Below are 20070 nucleotides of genomic sequence, written 5' to 3'. Positions count from 1 at the left end.
ATGATATAAACATAGTTCTTTGCTTTAGAGGGAGTTTTTCTCCCCCTAAAGCTTACTAACAGACTTCTAAGTATCAATTTATTTGATACTTAGAAGTCGTTATCCTTTAGAGATTATTACAGTAATTTTTAGATGTTATATTTTAATTTTATAATATGCTAGACAAAAATATAATTTATTCATATAGGATTATAATAAATTTCATTATTGGCATTTGACAACAATTTAAAACAGCAGTAATATAAATTTAGTAAATACCAATAATAATGAGGAGATGATTTTATGTCAACATGTGATACATGTCCATCCAATGGTGGATGCAGTAAAGATAAAGGAAGTTGTGGAGTTGAGAACAATCCTTTAAACAATGTTAAAAAAATTATTGGAGTTATGAGTGGAAAAGGTGGCGTTGGTAAATCATCCATGGCTACTTTAATAGCAAGACAATTAAAGGAAAAAGGATATAAAGTAGGGATTTTAGATGCAGATATTACAGGGCCAAGTATACCAAGACTTCTTGGAATTACAGGACAAAAAGCTATGGCGGATGGTAAAAATATATATCCTATTGAATCTCAAGAAGGAATAAAGGTTATGTCGTTAAATCTGCTAGTAGAGAATGAAGAAGATCCTGTAATTTGGAGAGGTCCTATGATTGGTGGAATGGTTAAGCAGTTTTGGACAGATGTAATTTGGGGAGAATTAGACTATTTAGTTGTTGATATGCCACCAGGAACAGGAGACGTAGCACTAACTGTAATGCAAGATATTCCGATAAATGGAATAGTAATGGTATCTGTTCCTCAAGATTTTGTATCTATGATAGTTGCAAAGGCAGTTAATATGACTAGAAAATTAAATATAAAAGTTTTAGGTGTTATTGAGAATATGAGTTATATTAAGTGTCCTGATTGCTATAAAAAAATTAAATTATTTAATGGAGAAGATACAGAAAAGTTCTTGAAAAATCTAGATTTAAATCTTTTAGGTGAATTACCTATGATAAGTAGTATAAGCAATTTATCAAAAGGTGAAGAGCATCAAGATGAATTTAAAAACATATTTAATAAAATTGTTGAAAACATAATTAATAATTTATAATAGATAATTATTATAACTTTTTTATAGATTAGTGTATCATTATATCAGCTTATAACAGTATAAAAATTTATCATATAAAAACTATCTTAAGTCTTTGATTTGAGATAGTTTTTATATTTTTTGATTTAAATCTAAGGATTGAGCTACATTGTTGTATAAGAGATAAAAATCCAAAAACTAAAATAAAAAATAATTATTATATAAATAAAAAAATATATAATAGAGAAACTATAAATAAACATATTTTTTAAAACATTAGTTTTATTAGTATTTAGAGTGAATGTTTGTTATTTATTAATGAATATAATAAACTTTAGGAGGAGTTCTATGTTTAATGATACATTGATTGAGTGGATAGGTTATTTAGCATCTATACTAATTACTATTTCTATGTTTATGAAGAAAATATTTAAGCTAAGATTTATTAATTTAATGGGATGTATATTATTTGTAATATACGGGCTGATTATTGGAGCATATCCTGTAGCTATAGCTAATGCAATAATAGTTTTTATAAATCTATATTACTTATACAAGTTATTTAGAGAAATGAATACTAAAAATAATATTTAAATTTTAATATAATAATAAAAGTTAAGCTATAGTGAAATAGAAAAATTACACTATAGCTTTAAATATAGAATTAAAAAGTTAATTTTCTATGTAAATTCATACTAAGTTTACATAGAATTAATTTACAGATAATTTAAAGTATAGTATATTTATCAGAGAGTTTATAATTATTATTTAAGGAGGATATTGGATGTTAAAGGATGAAGAAAATATAAAAAGTGATAATGAAAGTATAGAAGAGGAAAATGTAACAGAAGAAACTATAGCTGAAACACAAGAAAACATGGAAGCAACTTTAGAAAATGAAGAAGTATTAGAGCATATAGATGAAGCTGAAAAGGCAGAAGAGTGTTCTAATGAAAATGTTAAAAAGAAAGGTGGATTTTTAGCCAAACTAGGTGCTAATATAATTGATCAGAGCATAAGTTTATTAGTAAGTTTTGCATTACTCTATTTATTTAATTTAATATTAATGCCTTTTGGATATAGATTTGGAGACAAAGTATTAGGATTTTTAGTAATATATGTAATTGTAAATATTTTATATGGTATTATAATGGAAGCTACTAAGCTAAAAACAACTATAGGAAAATTTATTTTTAAATTATAGTAGTGAAAACGTGTCTGTGTTTAGATGCGTTTTTTATTTATGGAGAAAAAGATAGATACCATGCTAAAGTATATATTATACAGAAGCAAATGATATAATTATAATAAGAAAAAATTGAATTAAGAAATTATTGTTGAGAAAGTTATTATTAATAATTAATGTTTTAAGCTGGAGGATTAAATATAAATGAATAGAATCACTACAACAAAGAATAAGAAAATTACAATCTTAGCAACTACAGATATACATGGAAACATTTTAGGATATAACTATGATAAGGGTGAAAGCTTCAATAATAGTGGAATGAATCGTATTTATTCTTATATAAAGCAAGTTAAGAGTGAAAATCTTAATACTTTGGTAGTGGATAATGGAGATATAATTCAAGGAAATACGTTAACAGATGAAATGTATAGTAATAAAAAGGATGAAAAACATCCTGTGATTTCTGCTATGAATTTTATGGGATATGATGCTATGGTATTGGGAAATCATGAATTTAACTTTGGACTTGATTTAATAAAATCTCTTGAAAAGCAAAGTAACTTTCCATTTCTTTCAGCAAATGTAGACTATAGAGAAAGTGGTGAAGACTTTGTAAAGACACATACAATTATAAATTGTGGTGGAGTGAGAGTTGGAATTATAGGGTTAACTACTCCTAATGTACCAAGATGGGTAGGAAATCTAGTGAAGGATCTAAATTTTCATGATCTTGGTGAAACTGCCTATAGGTATGTAAGTGAAATTAGGGATAAAGTAGATATTATAATGGTTATGGCTCATGCAAGCATGGTTTCAGAACATGATAAGAAGAATGAAAGAGATGCAGCTGAAAAAATATTGAGATTATGTCCGGAGATAGATGTACTAGTAGTTGGGCATTTTCATATAACAGTAAAAGAAAAAAGAGGAAAAACGCTCATTGGAGGGGCTACAGATAGTGGACAGGAAGTAATTCGTTTTGATTTAACCTTGGACAATAATAATCATGTTATAGATGGACAAGTTAAAGTTGTATCCATGAAGCCGTATTATCCTAGCGAAGAGTTAAGTGGATTACCAGTTATTAAGAAAGCACATGAAACAACTATGGATTTTGTCACAGAAATAATAGGAGAAGCCACAGAAGATTTTCAACCAAAGGATGAGATAAGCTTTATACCTGAAGGACGGCTTAGAGATACTCCACTTATAGAGTTGATAAATAAGGTTCAACTTATAAATTCTGGTGCAGATGTTACATCAACTTCTTTAATTAGGGATGATAGTAATATAAAAAAAGGTGTTATTACTTATGGACATATTTTCAATGTATACAAGTTTACTACTTTTCTTTATGTAGTAGAAGTTACAGGGAAAGAGTTAAAGAATTATATGGAATGGGCTGCTTCAGCTTACAATCAGTGGAAGTCAGGAGATATTTCTATAAGCTTTACCATGGATATTCCAGGATATCAACATGAATTTTTTGCTGGAGTAAATTATAAAGTAGATATTTCTAAACCAGTAGGTCATCGAATTGTAGATTTAATTTTCAAAGGTGATTTAGTGAAAGAAAATCAAAAATTAAAATTAGCAACCAGTGATTATTGCTATTTTGCAAATTTAAAAGGTAGAAAATTAGCAAAGAATAATTATATTTGGAAATCTTCTAATACAATTAGAGATATGATAGTAGAATATATTAAAAATCAAGGTATTATATCTCCACAAGTGGATAATAACTGGGAGATAACTGGAGTTAATTTGGAATCACCATATAAAGAGAAAATAATTAAATTAGTTAATGAAGGTAGTATTGAATTACCCTATAATAAAGCTTTAAATATAGATGAACTTAAAAAATTGGGTTTAATAGATGTGAAGTAGGAATATTTGTATTGACTATATATATTTATTATGGTAAATTATACTTGTAATTTTAAATTTAGGAAGGGGACAATGAGATGTTGATTAGAATCAATTGTTAGTTAAATTTTCGAGAAAAGAAAATATTTAAATTAAAAGAGGTTTTGTTTACGTTATAGGTCTATAGTACATCTATAGGATTTTTTGTGATACTTCTTTTTAAAACAATTGAAATGAAATCAATCTTATTGAGCTATTTCTAAATTTTACTTAATTATTATAATTAGCTTTGCTTAAGATGTGAATCTTAAGAAGGGTATTTTATAGGATTATTTTTAGTGAATGCCACAATTATTTATGTTTTAAATAATTTGTGATTTACAAGGTGTCCTAAGTTTATAATAATATTTGTTAATATATATTTCTAAATGTAAAGAAGTACTTAAAGTATGAGTAAATATGGTAACATATTTAATACTTTGCTGTGTCTTTGAATTTATAGGATATATAATAATATGAAACTTTATCTGTATATACTGGGTAAAGTAGATGATATATACTAAATTAGAGATTTAGTATATTAACTAAGTAAAATAAAAATGTTAGATTTGGCTGTAAGAGAGAGATTCTTTCTTACAGCTTTTTTGTTGCTCAATAAGGGGATTTCTAAAAAAGTAAAAAGATAAAGTAGAAAAAGGGGGATTTAATAGTGAATTATTATGAGGATAAGAAAATTAGGATAAGAGACATAGAAAAAGGAGATATCATTAATTTGTTTTCTTGTAGAATTGACAAGGAGATTAATAGGTATGATCCAAGACCTATACCAAGTAATAGTAGAGAATTAATTCAAGAATGTAAAATCTATTGTGATAACTTTGAAAGAAATGTGATCAATGATAGATTAGAAGATCGAATGTATAAGTATTTTATAATCACCGATAATGATGAAAATTTTATAGGTTTTGTCAACTTCTTTAGTATAGATACAGTTGCAAAGCAGGGGGAAATGGGAGTTACTATAGGTGATAAAAGATATTGGAGGAAAAGCATAGCTTATGACTCTATCAAGATAGCCATGAACTATATATTTAATACCATGGATATAAATAGAATATATGTGGAGATTGAAGAAAATAATAAGCCATCATTGTTACTATTTAACAAGCTAGGATTTAAAAAATGCGATGAGTATATGGAAGATGGAGAATTTAAATTTATAGTAATGGACATTAAATCTCATAACGAATAAATTTTAAATAGTTTCATATACAGAAATTTACCTGTGAAACTATTTAAATATAGAACTATACAACTAGTTAAATAGTTGAATTCAGTAAGTTTAGATAAAGAATAAATTAAAATATACTTAAATTGAAGGGGGGAAGCGATTGAGGTATCTATTAGATAACCTTATTGCTAAATTAATTATGAAGAATAAAAAAATGTTAAGTCCAATGATATTAAAACTTGAAGAGGATATGAATTCTGGAAATGATAATGCTATAGATATATTTTGGGAAAAGATCGAAAGAGAAGGGGCGCCTCTTATTGAAGACATAGAGGGAGATGAAGAAAATTCAATTGTAACTGTAATTTGGAGACAGGATAGAGAAATTGATAATATATTTGTTTTCAGTGAAATCTTTGGAGGATGGATGTTCGGAGAAGGCGATAAAAAAACTAATTTATATAGATTAGGCAATAGTGATTTATGGTATAGAAGTGCTATTTTATCTAAAAAAGCTCGTTGTTTATATACATTGATAGCAAATGTTAATGAAGAGTATGAATGGAGGGATGAAGATGTAATCATAGATCCTCTTAATCCTAAAACTTATACACCTGTAAGAGATGAAGAAAATCCAGAAGATATAGCGCTTCTTGTACCTACCGAAAATATAATTGAGATGCCTGAGGCTAAAGAAAAAATATGGACAAAGGAAAGAACTGATAATAAAACAGGAAAAATTCATATGTCTAGATTTAAACTTAAGTCAGATAAAAAGGAAAGAAGAGTTTGGATATACACCCCTTATGGATATGAAGAAGATGGAAGTGATAACAATCTAATGGTGTTTACTGATGGATGGGAATATATAAACTTAGTAGAAGCTCCCAAAATACTAGATAATCTCATAGGTGATAGGCATATAAGTCCTACCTGTGCTGTATTTATTGAAGGCTCAGATAATAGAGCAAAAGAATTAATTTGTAATAATGAATTTTTAAAATTTATTACAGAAGATATATTACCATGGGTTAGGGAAAATTATAAGGTGACAAAAAATCCTAAAAATACAATTATTACAGGATTAAGTTTAGGTGGACAATTTGCAGCTTATGCAGCACTTAATGGATATGATATATTCGGAAATGTTCTATCACAATCAGGAGCCTTTGCATGGTTTATTGATGATAAGGGAGAAATACAACTTGATTCTGAAGGAAATAGTAAACTAATAGAGGAATACAAGGATTCAGAGGTATTACCAATAGACTTCTATTTAAATATGGGAAGCCTAGAGGGATTTTCAAAAGGTCATGTGGAGGCAAATAACAGAATGATAGCTACATTAAAAAGTAAAGGATACAATGTAACTTCTGAAACTTTTATAGGTGCTCATCTTTATTATGATTGGCAAGATAATCTAGCAAATGGTGTAAAAGCTTTGTTAGTAGATAAAAAATAAAGAGGTTAATTAAATAAAATTATTAGATAATTTTTATTATTAAAATGATTTGAACAGATACTTAAGGGGGTATAGTATATGAAATTTCAAAAGTGGTCAAAGGAAATATTAAGTTATGAATTAAGGGATGGATATAGACTAGAAAGGGCTGATAATAAAGGGTTCACTGATTACTATACAGTTTACTCACAGATGAACATTGCCAATGGCTTCTTTAAGAAAAGTTATGACGTAATGAGAACTGTAGTTGATGATGAAGATGAATGCTTTTGGATTATTAAAGATGATAAAAAAATAGGTGGAGTGTTTATAGAACCTAATAATATATCAGAATTATTCATTATACCTCCCTATTCAAATGTAGATTTATTATTAGAAAGACTTAAAGAAATTCTAGTTTTTTGGTCAGATACTACAAAGGATATACTTGCGGATATAGTACAACCATCTTTAGTTGAAAATTATGAGAAAATAGGATTTAAGAAAATTGAAAGCGGTAGGTGGATGATAAGACCGACAGAAGAATTCAATATTATGTGGAGAGAAGGTTTTTATGCGAATTTACCTAAAAGAGAAAATCAAGGAGAAATAGGAAAGTTACTTTATGAGGCATTTGAAAACAATGTGAATCTTCATAGTAGTTATACTCTAGAGGAATATACAGGTTGGGTAAAAGAATACTTTGATGATTATTTAGACAGTGACATGCTAAATAGAGCTTCTACCCTTGTATATGATGGGAATACTAATGAGCTAGTGGGAGTTTGCTATGTATCACTTTGGCAGGAATGGCCTTTAATATCTCAGATAGCTGTTAAGCCAAGCTATGAAGGCAGGGGTATTGGAACTAAGATGCTAAAAAAGGCGCTTACTATTCTAAAGAAAGAATATCCTGTAGTTAGGCTGTATGTTGATATAGGAAATGAAGCTGAGGAGGTTTATGAGAACTTAGGCTTTTTAAAGGGACTTGAGCTGACACAGATGAAGTTAGTTTAATTAAAAGAAATGGTTTCAATATAATCAATTGAAAGGAGGGATGACAATGAAGTTGCCAATAAAAGATTACTTTGGATTATTATATAAGTACTTAAAAAAGCAAAAAAATATGGTAATACTACTATTTTTTATATTAGTTATTAACTTAGTAATACAATTAGCTAACCCACAAATATTGAGATATTATATTGATGCTGTAACAGAGAATTTGGGCAGCGAAAATTTAGTAATAGCAGCTCTGTTATTTATAGCTTTTGGAATTATAAGGCAAGTATTTAAAATTATATCAACTTATATTAGTGAAAAGGTTGGATGGAGAGCAACTAATGCATTAAGAGGAGATTTAATAGAGCACTGTATAAACTTAGATATGGATTTCCATAAAACACATCAATCAGGAGAGATGCTTGAAAGGGTTGATGGAGATGTAAATGCTCTATTTAGTTTCTTCTCCACTTTTGTATTGCAATTTATATCAAATTTAGGACTTTTAATAGGAATAATTTTATTGCTATATAAAGAAGATTGGAGGATTGGATTAACATTAACCATGATTGCTATTTTGGATATGGTTGTAATGAAATATATAGAAAAACATTCATCAAAGCATTGGGAAAAATCAAGGGAATATAGTGCGCAGTTGTATGGTTTTTTAGGGGAACACATTACTAGTGTGGAAGATATAAATACTTGTGGCAGTAAAAATTACACTATGAATAGTTTATATAAATTATTTAGAAAAATGCTGCCCGTTGAAATAAAAGCCAGTTTAGGCCACTATTATATGTGGATAGCTAACATAATTGTCTTTGCATTAGGTAATGCTGCAGCATTAATACTTTCAGCGTATTTTTATGGGAATTCATTAATAACCTTTGGTACTGTATATTTAATATTTCACTATGTTGAGCTTATGGCTAATCCACTAGAAGAAATCAGATCACAGATGCAAAAACTTCAAAGAGCTGAAGCAAGTATTAAGCGTATAAAAGAGCTTTTGCAAATTAAAAGTACAATAAAGTACGGCTATAATGGTCTAAATAGTAAAGATTCTATTGATGTAGCTATAGATGGAGTTTCATTTAGTTATGAAGATGGAGAAGCTGTACTTAAAGATATAAATATTAATATAGAAAAAAATACTATTTTAGGAGTACTAGGTCATACAGGGAGTGGTAAAACTACCTTAGCTAGGTTAATTGTAAGGATATACGATGTATGCAATGGAGCTATTAGATTTAATGGAGAGGATTTAAAGAGCTTCACTAAAGAAAGTTTAATGGAAAATATTAGTTATGTTACTCAAGAAGTACAAATTTTTCATGCAACAGTTAGAGAAAATCTCACACTCTTTAATCCTAGTATTAAAGATGAAACTATACTTAATATCATTGAAGATATTGGATTAATGCCATGGCTTAATAATTTACCCCAAGGGCTAAATACTATTCTAGATAATGGTGGTAGTGGCTTATCTTCAGGAGAAGCTCAACTTCTCGCTTTTGTAAGAGTGTTTCTTAAAAATCCCAAATTAGTTATTTTAGATGAAGCTACTTCAAAACTTGATCCAATCACTGAAGGACTTATAGATAATGCGCTAAATAAACTACTCCAAAATAGGACTTGTATAATTATAGCTCATAGACTTGGAACAGTTGGTAGAGCAGATAGCATTTTGATTCTTGAAGAAGGAACAATTGTAGAGTACGGCAATAGAAAGAAACTTTATAAAGATAATAATTCAAAATTTTATAATTTACTACAAAAGGGTATGGAGGAGGTGCTGGCATGATAAAAAGTAAAAAGGAGAAAATTCCAGTGCTTGAGTATGTTGGTAAGATGATAATGTATAGACCATGGTATTATTTACTCAACTGCTTTTTATGGATAACAATTCATATGTTTCCACTGATACCGGGTTTAATTACTAAGAGATTTTTTGAAGTCTTAGAGAAAAGTGGAGGGTTGAATAGTGAAATTCTAAGCCTTATGGCATTAATTTTAGTAGTAGCATTAACTAGATCAATTATTATAGCTATGGGTGGAAGAGTAGACGCTAACCATAGATTTTCTATGAGTGGATTACTTAGAAGAAATCTACTAGAGTGTATTATAAATAATCCATTAATTGAAAATAAGACTTCTTTAGGTGAGTCTATGAACTGTTTTAGAGATGATATAGAAGAGATTGAGACTGTTATAAGCTTCACCTTAGATATAATTGGGGATGGATTATTTGCTTTAGGAGCACTAATTATTTTATTAACCATAAATGTAAAGGTAACTTTATTTATTTTTGCTCCTTTAGTTATAGTAATATTATTATCACAAAAGGCTATGAAGTATATTTCAAAATACAGGACTACTGCTAGGGAAGCAACTGGTGATGTATCAGGGGCTATAGGGGAAATATTTACTGGAATACAAGCCATAAAAATATCTGGAAGTGAGAAGTATATAATTAATAATCTAAATAATCTTAATGAAAAAAGAATGAAATATATGGTGCGCGATAAGATTTTTGTAAATATCATGGATGCTATATATGAAAATGCTGTAACTATTGGTACTGGATTTATATTGCTATTAACAGGTAAATATATGCTGAAAGGGAGCTTTTCAGTAGGAGATTTTTCACTATTTCTATATTATCTTCCCTTTGTAGCTGATTTTGCAGGCTTCCTTGGAGAAATTTTTGCTAGGTATCAGCAAGGGGGAATTGCATTTAAGAGAATGTTTAAACTCTTAGATGAAAATATGGAAAAAGAGTTATTAGCTCATAATTCATTATATCTAAAAGGTGAATTAATTGAAGAGAAATGTAAACAAGAAGATATAGAATTTAAGAGTTTAGAGGTTAAGGAGCTAACCTATAAGTATAATGAAACTAGTGGTATAGAAAATATTAACTTAAGAGTAAATAAGGGTGATTTAGTAGTAGTTACAGGAAGAATTGGAGCAGGGAAGACAACTCTTATAAAATCTATTTTAGGAATGTTACCTGTAGATAGTGGGAAAATCTATCTAAATAATGAAGAAGTTAAAAAAAATAGTGAAAAGCTAACACCGCCAATAGTAGCTTATACATCTCAGAATCCTAATTTATTTAGTGATACTATTAAAAATAATGTTCTTTTAGGACTAAAGGATGAAGGAGAAAAATTGGAGCAAGCTATATATTCAGCAGTTTTAGATAGGGATATTAAGAATTTTAAGGATGGAATAGATACATTGATAGGTTCTAAAGGAGTAAAACTTTCCGGAGGTCAAAGACAAAGAGTAGCTGTAGCAAGAATGTTTGTAAGAAAGGCTGATTTATATGTCTTTGATGATATATCTAGTGCCTTAGACATAGAAACAGAAATAAAGCTTTGGGATAGGATGTTTGAAAGAAAAAATATAACGGCCTTAGTAGTTTCTAATAGACATGTAGCCTTAAAGAATGCAGATAAAATTTTAGTTATGAAGGATGGAAAAATTGCAGGACAGGGAAAACTTGAAGAACTTCTTAAAAACTGTGAAGAAATGAGGCAGATATGGGGCCTTGAAGCATAGAAGATAGCCTATATAGAAGAAGTTTCTGAATATCCAAAGTTAGACTTTATTTACCTATTGAATAGGAGGAAGGAGATTAATTACATGTTTAATTAATTTCCTTCCTTTTAAGCATTTTATATTGAGTTAAATATAATATATTTTATAAGATATATTCCATATGATAATCAAAGGGTTCAAGATTATATAGCTTTTTATTTACTTCTTTAGTTAGTATACATCCCATACACCTATAAAAGGTTTGAGCATTTTCACAAGATGAGGCAGAGATATAAACTTTACTAGCCTTTAATTCTCTAGCTTTATCAATACACATGTTAAATAGTGTTTTCCCAATACCTTTATGGCGGTGGCTGTTTGTAATGTGAAGATTGGACAATTGAATATATTGTTTTTTACTCCCAAAGAATTCATTTTCTAGGGAAGCAAACCCTACTAATTTACTTTCATCAAAGGCTGCAAAAACTGAACCACCTTTTTCAAATGTAGATTTTAATTCATTACATATGCATAATAGCTCATTATTATCCCAATTCTCTTCATAATAGATATCTTTTAGATACTCACTTCCATCATCTCTTAGTCTCCAAGCTCTGTATATTTTCTCATGTCTATCAAAATCATTTAATAGTTCAGGAACTAAGTCAGTTATTTTTAATTCTTTATATATCATCATTTATTTCCTTTCATAACTTATATTAATAGATTATTTACTATCTAAGGTATCTAAATGAGATAATTTATTTGTATAAATTATTCTATGACAACAGCTAGTTATCTGCCAGTGGTGTATTCCAGTATCACCTGTAGATATAAAAAGTTGTGAATTTATAGGAAGCTCAAGAAAACTTCTAAAAAGCATATTTATAATGCCACCATGAGCAACAATGGCTATAGTAGAATCAGAGGAGTTTTCGCTAACTATCTTTGATAATATGGATTCAGCCCTAGCTCTGAATTCTATCATACTTTCCATTCCATACATAGATGTGTGAGGCCATCTTATAGCAGGTTCAGGATAGCGTTCATTTGCCTCTTCTCTAGATAACCCTGCTAATAGTCCATTATTAAATTCCATAAGCCCATTTTCATATATAATAGGAATGTTAGTAGCATTAGATAATATTTTAGCAGTTTCACTAGCACGTTTTAACGGACTGGAATAAATTTTATCAATATTATAATTAATTGATAAAAAATTTGACATAGCTAAACCTTGCTTATTTCCAAGCTCTGTTAATGGAAAATCTGCTCTTCCTTCATGAACATTTAATATGTCTGCTTCTGATTGACCATGTCTAATTATAATGATATCCAAATTTATAGTTCCCCCTCATAATTAATTTAAGGTTATAAAATAATTATATAATATAAATAAAATGAATTATATGAATTTTTAGTTAAATATAATTGCAATTAAGTGGCTATTCATAGGTGAAGAATAATAAATTTTTTAATAAATTAAAATTTATATATAGATTATATTCATTTATTAACCTGGAAAAGGGTAACAATTATAGCATCTGTATTATAGTTAGTAGAAAAATTTATGGAAGAGAGGAACGTTATTATAAGTAAATAATATGAAATTATTAATTATTATAGAATCATAGGAAGTGTTCTACTAATAAAAAATTCTATATTTTATGTTATAAATAAATAATAAGGGAATTAAAAGGAGTGATACTAATGAAAAGGAAACTTATTACATTAATTATATGTGGAGCATTAGCAGGCACTGCACTGGTAGGATTAACTTTACAAAATAATTCTAAGTACATTAATAATTCAACAATTGAAAGTGTAGATGAAAAAGAAGACACAATAGAGGACAAGAGAAATGAAATTGCTTTGTCTGATGAAGTAGATGAAAAAGATAAAAACAGTAATGAAGAAATAAACCTTAGTAAAGATACTAGGTTATCTCGGGGTGGTGGACAAGCTGATAATTCACAAAATGATAAAAATGTAGTTAATAATTATGAAGGAAGTAATTTAGAGGAAAAAGAAAGTTCTAATACTACAGTTAATAATCAAGAAGAAATAACTGGAGGTAATTCTTATAGTAATACTGAAAAGTCATCGGTACCATCTCAGGAAAAAGTGAATACACCATCTAAATCAACTACACCGACTACAACAGTTACAGGTGATTTTTCATCGCAAATAGAACAGCTTATATTTACAAAAGTAAATGAAGAGAGAGCTACAGCGGGTATGAGCACCCTAAGTTACAGTAATCTTATGGAGAAATACGCAAGAATAAAATCAAAGGATATGGGAGATAAAAATTATTTTGACCATAGAAATCTAGAGGGTGAGCTTATAACAGCACAAATGGCTAGAGATGGTATTTCTTATAGATCTTGGGGAGAGAATATAGCTTATATAGGTGGAGTATCTGATATAAATGAACTTGCAAATCAATTTATGATAAATTGGATGAATTCACAAGGACATAGAGAAAACATACTATCTCCTAACTTTACAAGTATAGGTGTTGGTGTATATAAAGCTGGGAATAGATACTATGCTACACAAGAGTTTTATAAATAATAGTACAAGCATTAAAAGTTTCACTGTAAATATATAATTAAGGATTAAATTAAAAAAGCACTAAGATAAAAAATATCTTTAGTGCTTTTATTTTACATAAAACATTTATTAAAAGTTATTATTCATTTGTTAATACTGTAAGTTTATTGTAATATATAATAAAGGCTAATCCGATGACTACCAGCTCTAATACTCCATCTTTTTCAAAGTGGGAGTAAGAGCTGGTACGTCCCTGGATAACGATTTCCCCTAAAGGACAACGACTTCTAAGTATCAAATAAATTGATACTAAGAATTCTGTTAGTAAGCTTCAGAGAAGCTAAGAACTCTGTTTATAGAGTAATCTTATATTGGTAAGGAGTGGAATAATGAAAGTTAATTTTTATAAATTTAGCGAAATAGATGATTATAAATTGAAATTTGCAGTAATAATGGCAAGATATATGAATCAATGGATATTTGTAAAGCATAAAGAAAGAGATACTTGGGAGATTCCAGGAGGACATAGAGAAGAGAATGAAAGTATAAAGGATACTGCAAATAGAGAATTGAGAGAAGAAACAGGAGCTATAAAATTTAAACTTAATCCTGTAAATATATACTCTGTTGTAAGGGAGAGTAATGACACTGATGAATATGATGAATCCTATGGGGCACTTTTCTTTGCCGATATTGAGGAGTTAGGTGAACTTCCTAACTTGGAAATTAGGGAAATTTGCTTATTCGATAATCAACCTAAAAATCTTACTTATCCATCAATACAGCCTCATTTATTTAATAAAGTTTGCAGAATATATACTTTAGATGATGGAGCAAGTATAAATAAACCTATAAGCATTAGGTAGGAGGGAGTTAAAAAATGGGAAAAAACTTTGAAGATGTGTTAAAATCAGATTATAAAAACAATGAAGGAAATGATTTAAACTCCATGGGACTTAAAAAACCCATTATGTTAATGGAAGGAGATAAAGTTGCAACTATAAGTCTATCTTGGGGCGGAGCAGGAGATGAAAATATTCTTTGGAGATATGAAGTTGGGAAAAAAAGACTCCAAGAAGATTTTGGGCTTCAAGTTATTGAAATGAAGACAACTCTTAAGGGTACAGAATATGTATACAATAATCCAGAAGAACGGGCAAAGGATTTGATGGAAGCTTTTAAAGATCCTTCGATTAAAGGTATTTTTTCTTGTATCGGGGGCGATGAAAGCATAAGAATTTTACCTTATATTGATTACGAAGTAATAAGAAATAATCCCAAAATCTTTATTGGTTATTCTGATAGTACAGTTACACATTTTATATGTATGAAAGCTGGAATTTGTAGCTTTTATGGACCTGCGGTACTTTCTGAATTTGCAGAAAATATAAAAATGTTTGACTATACTAAGTTTTATATAAATAGAGTATTATTTACTAATGATGTTATTGGTAATATTAGACCATCAGAAATTTGGACAAGTGAACATCTACCTTGGCAAATAGAGAATAAATTTATTCCAAGAAAAGTAAATAGAAATATGGAATATGAAATATTACAAGGAAGTGGAAAGGTTCAAGGACATTTAATAGGTGGTTGTATTGATGTATTAGAAATGTTAAAAGGAACTGAAGTATGGCCAAGTAGTGACAAGTGGAAAGATGGAATATTGTTTTTGGAAACATCAGAAGATAAACCAGAACCTACTTATGTGGAATATTGGCTACGAAACTATGGAGCTCAAGGAATTTTACAAAATATAAATGGAATAGTTTTTGGAAAACCTTATGATAATGTTTATTATAATGAGTATAAGGAAGCTTTTATTAAGGTCATAAGAGATGAATTGAAACTAAAAGATTTACCAATACTATTTAATGTGAATTTTGGACACACAGCACCTATGATTACAATTCCTTATGGAGCAAAAGCTGAAATAGATTGTGAAGAGAAGGGTTTTTCAATAATAGAAAGTGGAGTTAGGAAGTGATAAAATGAGATACGTTATTGTTTCCGTTATAAAGGGAGAAGCAGGAGATTTTAACAATAATCTTAGAAAAGAAGTTTATGATAAGTTTAAGGCTAAGTCTTCAAAATTACCTGCACATTTTACTATAAAAGCCCCCTTTGAATATGATGGAGATATTAAAGAACTAGAGAAATCTATAGAAAATTATTGTATATCTCATAAAAGAGAGCCTTTAGAGATTAACGGTTATAATCACTTTGATGATAGAGTGATATATATGGATATGATAATGAGTGAAGAGGGAAAGGCTCTTCACGATGAATTAATTAGTAAAATGAGTAGGATTCCTTATATTGAATTTACTAATAAAGATGGTAAGGATAAAATATTTCATATTACCATAAGTTCAAAAAGAATAAAAACCATATATTATGATCTTTGGAATTATGTAAATAAGTATCCATGCAATTTTCATGGCTATTTTGATAATGTATGTATTTATAGGTGGGAGACTAATACTTGGGTATTACATAGAGAGTATCTTTTCCAAAAGTAAAATAATATAATAACTACTGAGTGATAATTTAATATCAATAGTTATTATAGAAAATTAATATAGATATAGTTATATATATAATTAAAATTACAATAAATTTTTAGTTTATGCTAGAATAAACTTTATATATTTATAATATATATCTGGATAGGAGTAGCTATGGGTAATGATATAAAAAGATGTATAATGATATTTCCAGAGTTTCAAAATATAAATACAATTAATGAAATAAGAGAAACTTATGATCCTTTTGTAAATAATGTGAGCCCTCATATAACGTTAGTCTTTCCTTTTGAAAGTAAAATTAAAGAGTACCAATTGAGGAATTGGATGAATGAAGCATTAAAGGGTGTAAAGCCCTTTAATGTGGAACTTGAAGGAATAATAAAAATTAGCAGTGATTCAAGTTTATATTTATGTTTAGAGGTAAAGAAAGGCAAAGAAGAAATAAGAGAAATTCACAGTAGATTATATGATGGAATACTTAAGGCGTATAAGCCACAGTGGTTAAGTCAGATTGAATTTATACCACATATGACTATTGGTAAATTTAGTTCTGAGGAAGAGCTAAATATTGCTTATAAAAAAATTGGAAACGTGAAAGAAAAGTTTTTTTCTAAGGTGGACAAGATATCTGCAGAAATTGTAGTTAAAAATGACAGATCGATTAGGGAAATAGAGATTAATTTACAAGAGTAGATTATATTAATAAGCATTATAAGGAGACGATATATAATGAAGAGAAGATTTGCTAATAAGCCAGATTGGAGTAGAGTATTAAGGAAAGAGTTTAAAATTGAATTCATAGATAATGAAGAGTTAAGAGGATATATATCAAGTATCCATATGAAAGAGATAACAGAACCCTTAATTATACAAACTAAGGGTGTGGATTATTGTATTGTGGATAAGGAATATTCTTGGATTCAGTATTTTCCAGAAAATAAAAACTATGTATTAACAGTTATGATTGATGAAAAACACAATATAATTCAATGGTATTTTGACATTTCAGAAAAATATGAACTTACTGAGGATGGAATACCTTTTTATGATGACTTATTTTTGGATATAGTAGTGTTAACTACAGGAGAAGTAATTTTATTAGACGAAGAGGAATTAGAAGAGGCTTTAAATAATAAGGAAATAACAGAAAAACAATATGGAGATGCAAAAGAACAGGCTAAGGAACTTATTGTATGGATAAATAAAAACTTTGAAAAATTATATGAACTTACTAAGAAATATTATAACCATTTACAAAATATTTCTTAGGAAATATATTACATATAAGAAATGTTTTGTATAAGATACCTCTGAGCATGTTTCAAACAAAGTTGAACATTTCATAAGGATTAGTGTAATATTTTTTAGTATAGGTACAATTTAAAAAATCCACAAAAGAAATTGTAAACCTAATCTTAATAAAAAGATTACAATTTTCGCAAAAGCTATAGAAATGGATGTACACATATGTTAATATATGAGGGAATAAATATTTGAAATAAATATAATAAGTATTAATATTGGAGGTACAACATTGAAAATTACAACTAAGAACATTATATTATGCGCTATTTTTGCTGCATTAACAGCTATTCTCTCACAAATATCAATACCACTGCCATTTACTCCTGTTCCTATAAATCTTGCTATGATATCAGTTTTTATTGCAGGAGGTTTGTTAGAAACTAAGATAAGTGCAATTAGTCAATTGGTATATGTAATAATTGGAGCTATCGGAGTTCCTGTTTATGCAAACTTTACAGGGGGGCTTGGAATTCTAGTTGGTCCTACAGGGGGATATATAGTAGGATATATTATAACTACAATTATAATTGGAGTTATAGTTAAAAGGTTAGGGAACAGTATATATTCTTATACAGTGGCTATGGTAGTAGGTATCTTAGGATGTTACTTCGTAGGAACAGTATGGTTTATGCATATAATTCAAAGTGGACTAATAGAGGCGTTGCTTATGTGTGTAGTACCATTTTTAATTGGAGATATATTAAAAATCATTTTATCAGCTTTCTTAGTTAAAAAGTTAAAAAAATATGTATAGAGGATTAATAAAAGCACGGTAGATATTAACTACTGTGCTTTTTATAACTGATTTAGGATTAAAGTATATTTAGCATATATGACTTAGCTATGTTTTTATATCCATATTTAATTAATGCTTCTACTACAATACTTCTTACTTCATAACCAGTAGTTATTTCTCTAGATAAAGATATTAAGATTGACTCTACATCTGAAACAATTAGTTCTAGTTCTTTAGAGTTAAGTTGAATATCTACATCAGAGCCAGCATTTTCAACACTAGTTTTAATTTTTGATGGTTCAAAGGAAACAACATTTCCATTCTTCTTTATAAATTTCATTTAAACGCCTCCTTACTATAGTTATTATTCACACATAAGTTTATTTATAGTAATTATACACTTAAATATATAATAATAACATATATTTAAGTAATAAAATTGTAGTACTAATAAAATTTTATTTAAAAGAGGAATAATGAAAAATTTGTAGAATTTAATAAGTATATGTTAAAAAACATATAGATTATTCATTATGAGAAATAAATTTTCTCATAATGAAAAAGGTTTAAATTGAAAGGGGATTATTATGACTAAGACTCAACTAAAAGCAAATATTTTACTTCTACTTACAGCTGCAATATGGGGGTTAGCATTTGTAGCTCAAAAGGTAGGAGCAGAACATGTAGGGGCTTTTACATATAATGGTATTAGGTTTGCCCTTGGAAGTATATCGTTGATACCGTTAATTTTATTTTTAAATAAGAAAAAGGGGGAAAATGAGAAAACCAAAAATAATGATAGAGATTCTTTAAAACTTACAGTTAAAGCTGGGATAATTGCGGGTTGTGCCTTGTTTATAGCAACAAGTCTTCAGCAAATGGGAGTTATGGGTACAACTGCCGGAAAGGCTGGTTTCATTACTGGACTCTATATGGTTATAGTTCCTATATTAGGATTATTTTTAAAGCAAAAGGTTAATAAAAGTACTTGGCTAGGAATAGTTATAGCAATTATTGGATTATATTTATTAAGTATTAATGAAGATTTTTCTATATCAAATGGTGATTTATTAGTATTAATAGGATCTGTAGGATGGGCTGTACATATTTTATTAATTGACAACTTTACTAAAAAAATAGATCCATTAAAGTTATCAAGTGTACAATTTGCTACATGTTCAATTTTAAGTTTAGTAATGGCTATTATATTTGAAGATATTAATATGGTAGGGATTTCTGGAGCTATGGTATCAATATTATATGGTGGGCTTTTATCTGTAGGAGTTGCATATACTCTTCAAGTAGTAGCACAAAAAAATGCAAAACCGTCACATGCAGCTATACTTCTTAGCATGGAATCTGTATTTGGTGCATTAGGAGGTGCTATGTTCTTAGGAGAAAGAATTGGTGCTAGAGGCTTAGTTGGATGTATACTTATATTTATAGCTATAATAATTTCTCAACTAAAGCCTTCAGAAAAAGGTTCAAAAGATATGGTAGAAAATATTTAATATTATATTAAAGCTTGTACTATAGCTACTGCAATTATGAATGTAGTAGATTATAATACAAGCTTTAATCATA

General features: G+C 28.5%; 20 protein-coding genes. 17 read left to right on the top strand and 3 right to left on the bottom strand.

Annotated elements, in window-relative coordinates; genetic code table 11:
- Window positions 1–282: 282 nt before the first annotated feature.
- From B3Z56_RS16605 to B3Z56_RS16565, 9 genes are all read left to right on the top strand, one after another.
- A complete protein-coding gene (locus B3Z56_RS16605; RefSeq protein ID WP_346879214.1) occupies window positions 283–1101 on the top strand; it encodes an Mrp/NBP35 family ATP-binding protein in 819 nt (272 codons plus the stop codon).
- 297 nt (window positions 1102–1398) lie between these two features.
- The gene (locus B3Z56_RS16600) at window positions 1399–1674 is read left to right on the top strand and encodes a YgjV family protein (protein WP_414632288.1); all 276 of its coding nucleotides are present in this window, start codon (window positions 1399–1401) and stop codon (window positions 1672–1674) included.
- 190 nt (window positions 1675–1864) lie between these two features.
- Window positions 1865–2284: a hypothetical protein gene (locus B3Z56_RS16595; protein WP_346846503.1), complete on the top strand. Its 420-nt coding sequence runs from the start codon at window positions 1865–1867 to the stop codon at window positions 2282–2284.
- 186 nt (window positions 2285–2470) lie between these two features.
- A complete protein-coding gene (locus B3Z56_RS16590; protein WP_346846504.1) occupies window positions 2471–4156 on the top strand; it encodes a bifunctional metallophosphatase/5'-nucleotidase in 1686 nt (561 codons plus the stop codon).
- Between the two features lie 688 nt (window positions 4157–4844).
- Entirely contained in the window at window positions 4845–5387 is a 543-nt protein-coding gene (locus B3Z56_RS16585) for a GNAT family N-acetyltransferase (RefSeq protein WP_346876979.1), read from the top strand.
- A 139-nt stretch (window positions 5388–5526) separates the two neighbouring features.
- Window positions 5527–6828, top strand: a complete 1302-nt coding sequence (locus B3Z56_RS16580) for an alpha/beta hydrolase (protein WP_346879213.1) — start codon at window positions 5527–5529, stop codon at window positions 6826–6828.
- Window positions 6829–6906: 78 nt separating this feature from the next.
- The gene (locus B3Z56_RS16575) at window positions 6907–7824 is read left to right on the top strand and encodes a GNAT family N-acetyltransferase (protein WP_346879212.1); all 918 of its coding nucleotides are present in this window, start codon (window positions 6907–6909) and stop codon (window positions 7822–7824) included.
- A gap of 46 nt (window positions 7825–7870) precedes the next feature.
- Entirely contained in the window at window positions 7871–9616 is a 1746-nt protein-coding gene (locus tag B3Z56_RS16570) for an ABC transporter ATP-binding protein (protein ID WP_346879211.1), read from the top strand.
- Window positions 9613–11379 (top strand): ABC transporter ATP-binding protein, encoded by a 1767-nt coding sequence (locus B3Z56_RS16565; protein ID WP_346879210.1) that lies wholly within the window; start codon window positions 9613–9615, stop codon window positions 11377–11379. Before B3Z56_RS16570 ends, B3Z56_RS16565 begins: the two co-directional genes overlap by 4 nt.
- Window positions 11380–11521: 142 nt before the next feature.
- Here the strand turns inward: B3Z56_RS16565 and B3Z56_RS16560 are convergent, their stop codons facing one another.
- Both B3Z56_RS16560 and B3Z56_RS16555 read right to left on the bottom strand, forming a co-directional pair.
- Window positions 11522–12055 (bottom strand): GNAT family N-acetyltransferase, encoded by a 534-nt coding sequence (locus B3Z56_RS16560; RefSeq protein WP_035134932.1) that lies wholly within the window; start codon window positions 12053–12055, stop codon window positions 11522–11524.
- Between the two features lie 30 nt (window positions 12056–12085).
- Entirely contained in the window at window positions 12086–12697 is a 612-nt protein-coding gene (locus B3Z56_RS16555; protein ID WP_346879209.1) for a histidine phosphatase family protein, read from the bottom strand.
- Window positions 12698–13068: 371 nt separating this feature from the next.
- On the opposite strand from B3Z56_RS16555, the gene B3Z56_RS16550 reads away from it, so the two are divergent.
- The 7 genes from B3Z56_RS16550 (at window position 13069) to B3Z56_RS16520 (ending at window position 18504) form a co-directional block, all read left to right on the top strand.
- Window positions 13069–13935, top strand: coding sequence for a CAP domain-containing protein (locus tag B3Z56_RS16550; protein WP_346879208.1), 867 nt, complete (start codon window positions 13069–13071; stop codon window positions 13933–13935).
- Window positions 13936–14303: 368 nt separating this feature from the next.
- Entirely contained in the window at window positions 14304–14780 is a 477-nt protein-coding gene (locus B3Z56_RS16545; protein WP_346846513.1) for an NUDIX hydrolase, read from the top strand.
- Window positions 14781–14863: 83 nt separating this feature from the next.
- Window positions 14864–15904, top strand: a complete 1041-nt coding sequence (locus B3Z56_RS16540; protein ID WP_346879357.1) for a S66 peptidase family protein — start codon at window positions 14864–14866, stop codon at window positions 15902–15904.
- Between the two features lie 4 nt (window positions 15905–15908).
- Window positions 15909–16439, top strand: coding sequence for a 2'-5' RNA ligase family protein (locus B3Z56_RS16535; protein WP_150842363.1), 531 nt, complete (start codon window positions 15909–15911; stop codon window positions 16437–16439).
- A gap of 159 nt (window positions 16440–16598) precedes the next feature.
- On the top strand, window positions 16599–17138 hold the full coding sequence (locus tag B3Z56_RS16530; protein ID WP_346876972.1) for a 2'-5' RNA ligase family protein: 540 nt from the start codon (window positions 16599–16601) through the stop codon (window positions 17136–17138).
- 36 nt (window positions 17139–17174) lie between these two features.
- A complete protein-coding gene (locus B3Z56_RS16525; protein WP_035134925.1) occupies window positions 17175–17714 on the top strand; it encodes a DUF402 domain-containing protein in 540 nt (179 codons plus the stop codon).
- Between the two features lie 265 nt (window positions 17715–17979).
- A complete protein-coding gene (locus tag B3Z56_RS16520; protein WP_346846516.1) occupies window positions 17980–18504 on the top strand; it encodes a biotin transporter BioY in 525 nt (174 codons plus the stop codon).
- Window positions 18505–18562: 58 nt separating this feature from the next.
- On the opposite strand, the gene B3Z56_RS16515 is transcribed toward B3Z56_RS16520, so the two are convergent.
- Window positions 18563–18826: an ATP cone domain-containing protein gene (locus B3Z56_RS16515; protein WP_150842366.1), complete on the bottom strand. Its 264-nt coding sequence runs from the start codon at window positions 18824–18826 to the stop codon at window positions 18563–18565.
- Between the two features lie 247 nt (window positions 18827–19073).
- Between B3Z56_RS16515 and B3Z56_RS16510 the strand changes: the two genes are divergently transcribed.
- A complete protein-coding gene (locus B3Z56_RS16510; protein WP_346846517.1) occupies window positions 19074–19997 on the top strand; it encodes a DMT family transporter in 924 nt (307 codons plus the stop codon).
- Window positions 19998–20070 lie beyond the last annotated feature (73 nt).

This window comes from Clostridium sp. UBA7791, from assembly GCF_002480755.1.
In the GTDB taxonomy this organism is placed as follows: Bacteria; Bacillota; Clostridia; order Clostridiales; family Clostridiaceae; genus Clostridium_J; species Clostridium_J sulfidigenes.
Note: the sequence above shows the minus strand (reverse complement) of the source record. Positions and strands in the feature narration are given on the sequence as shown.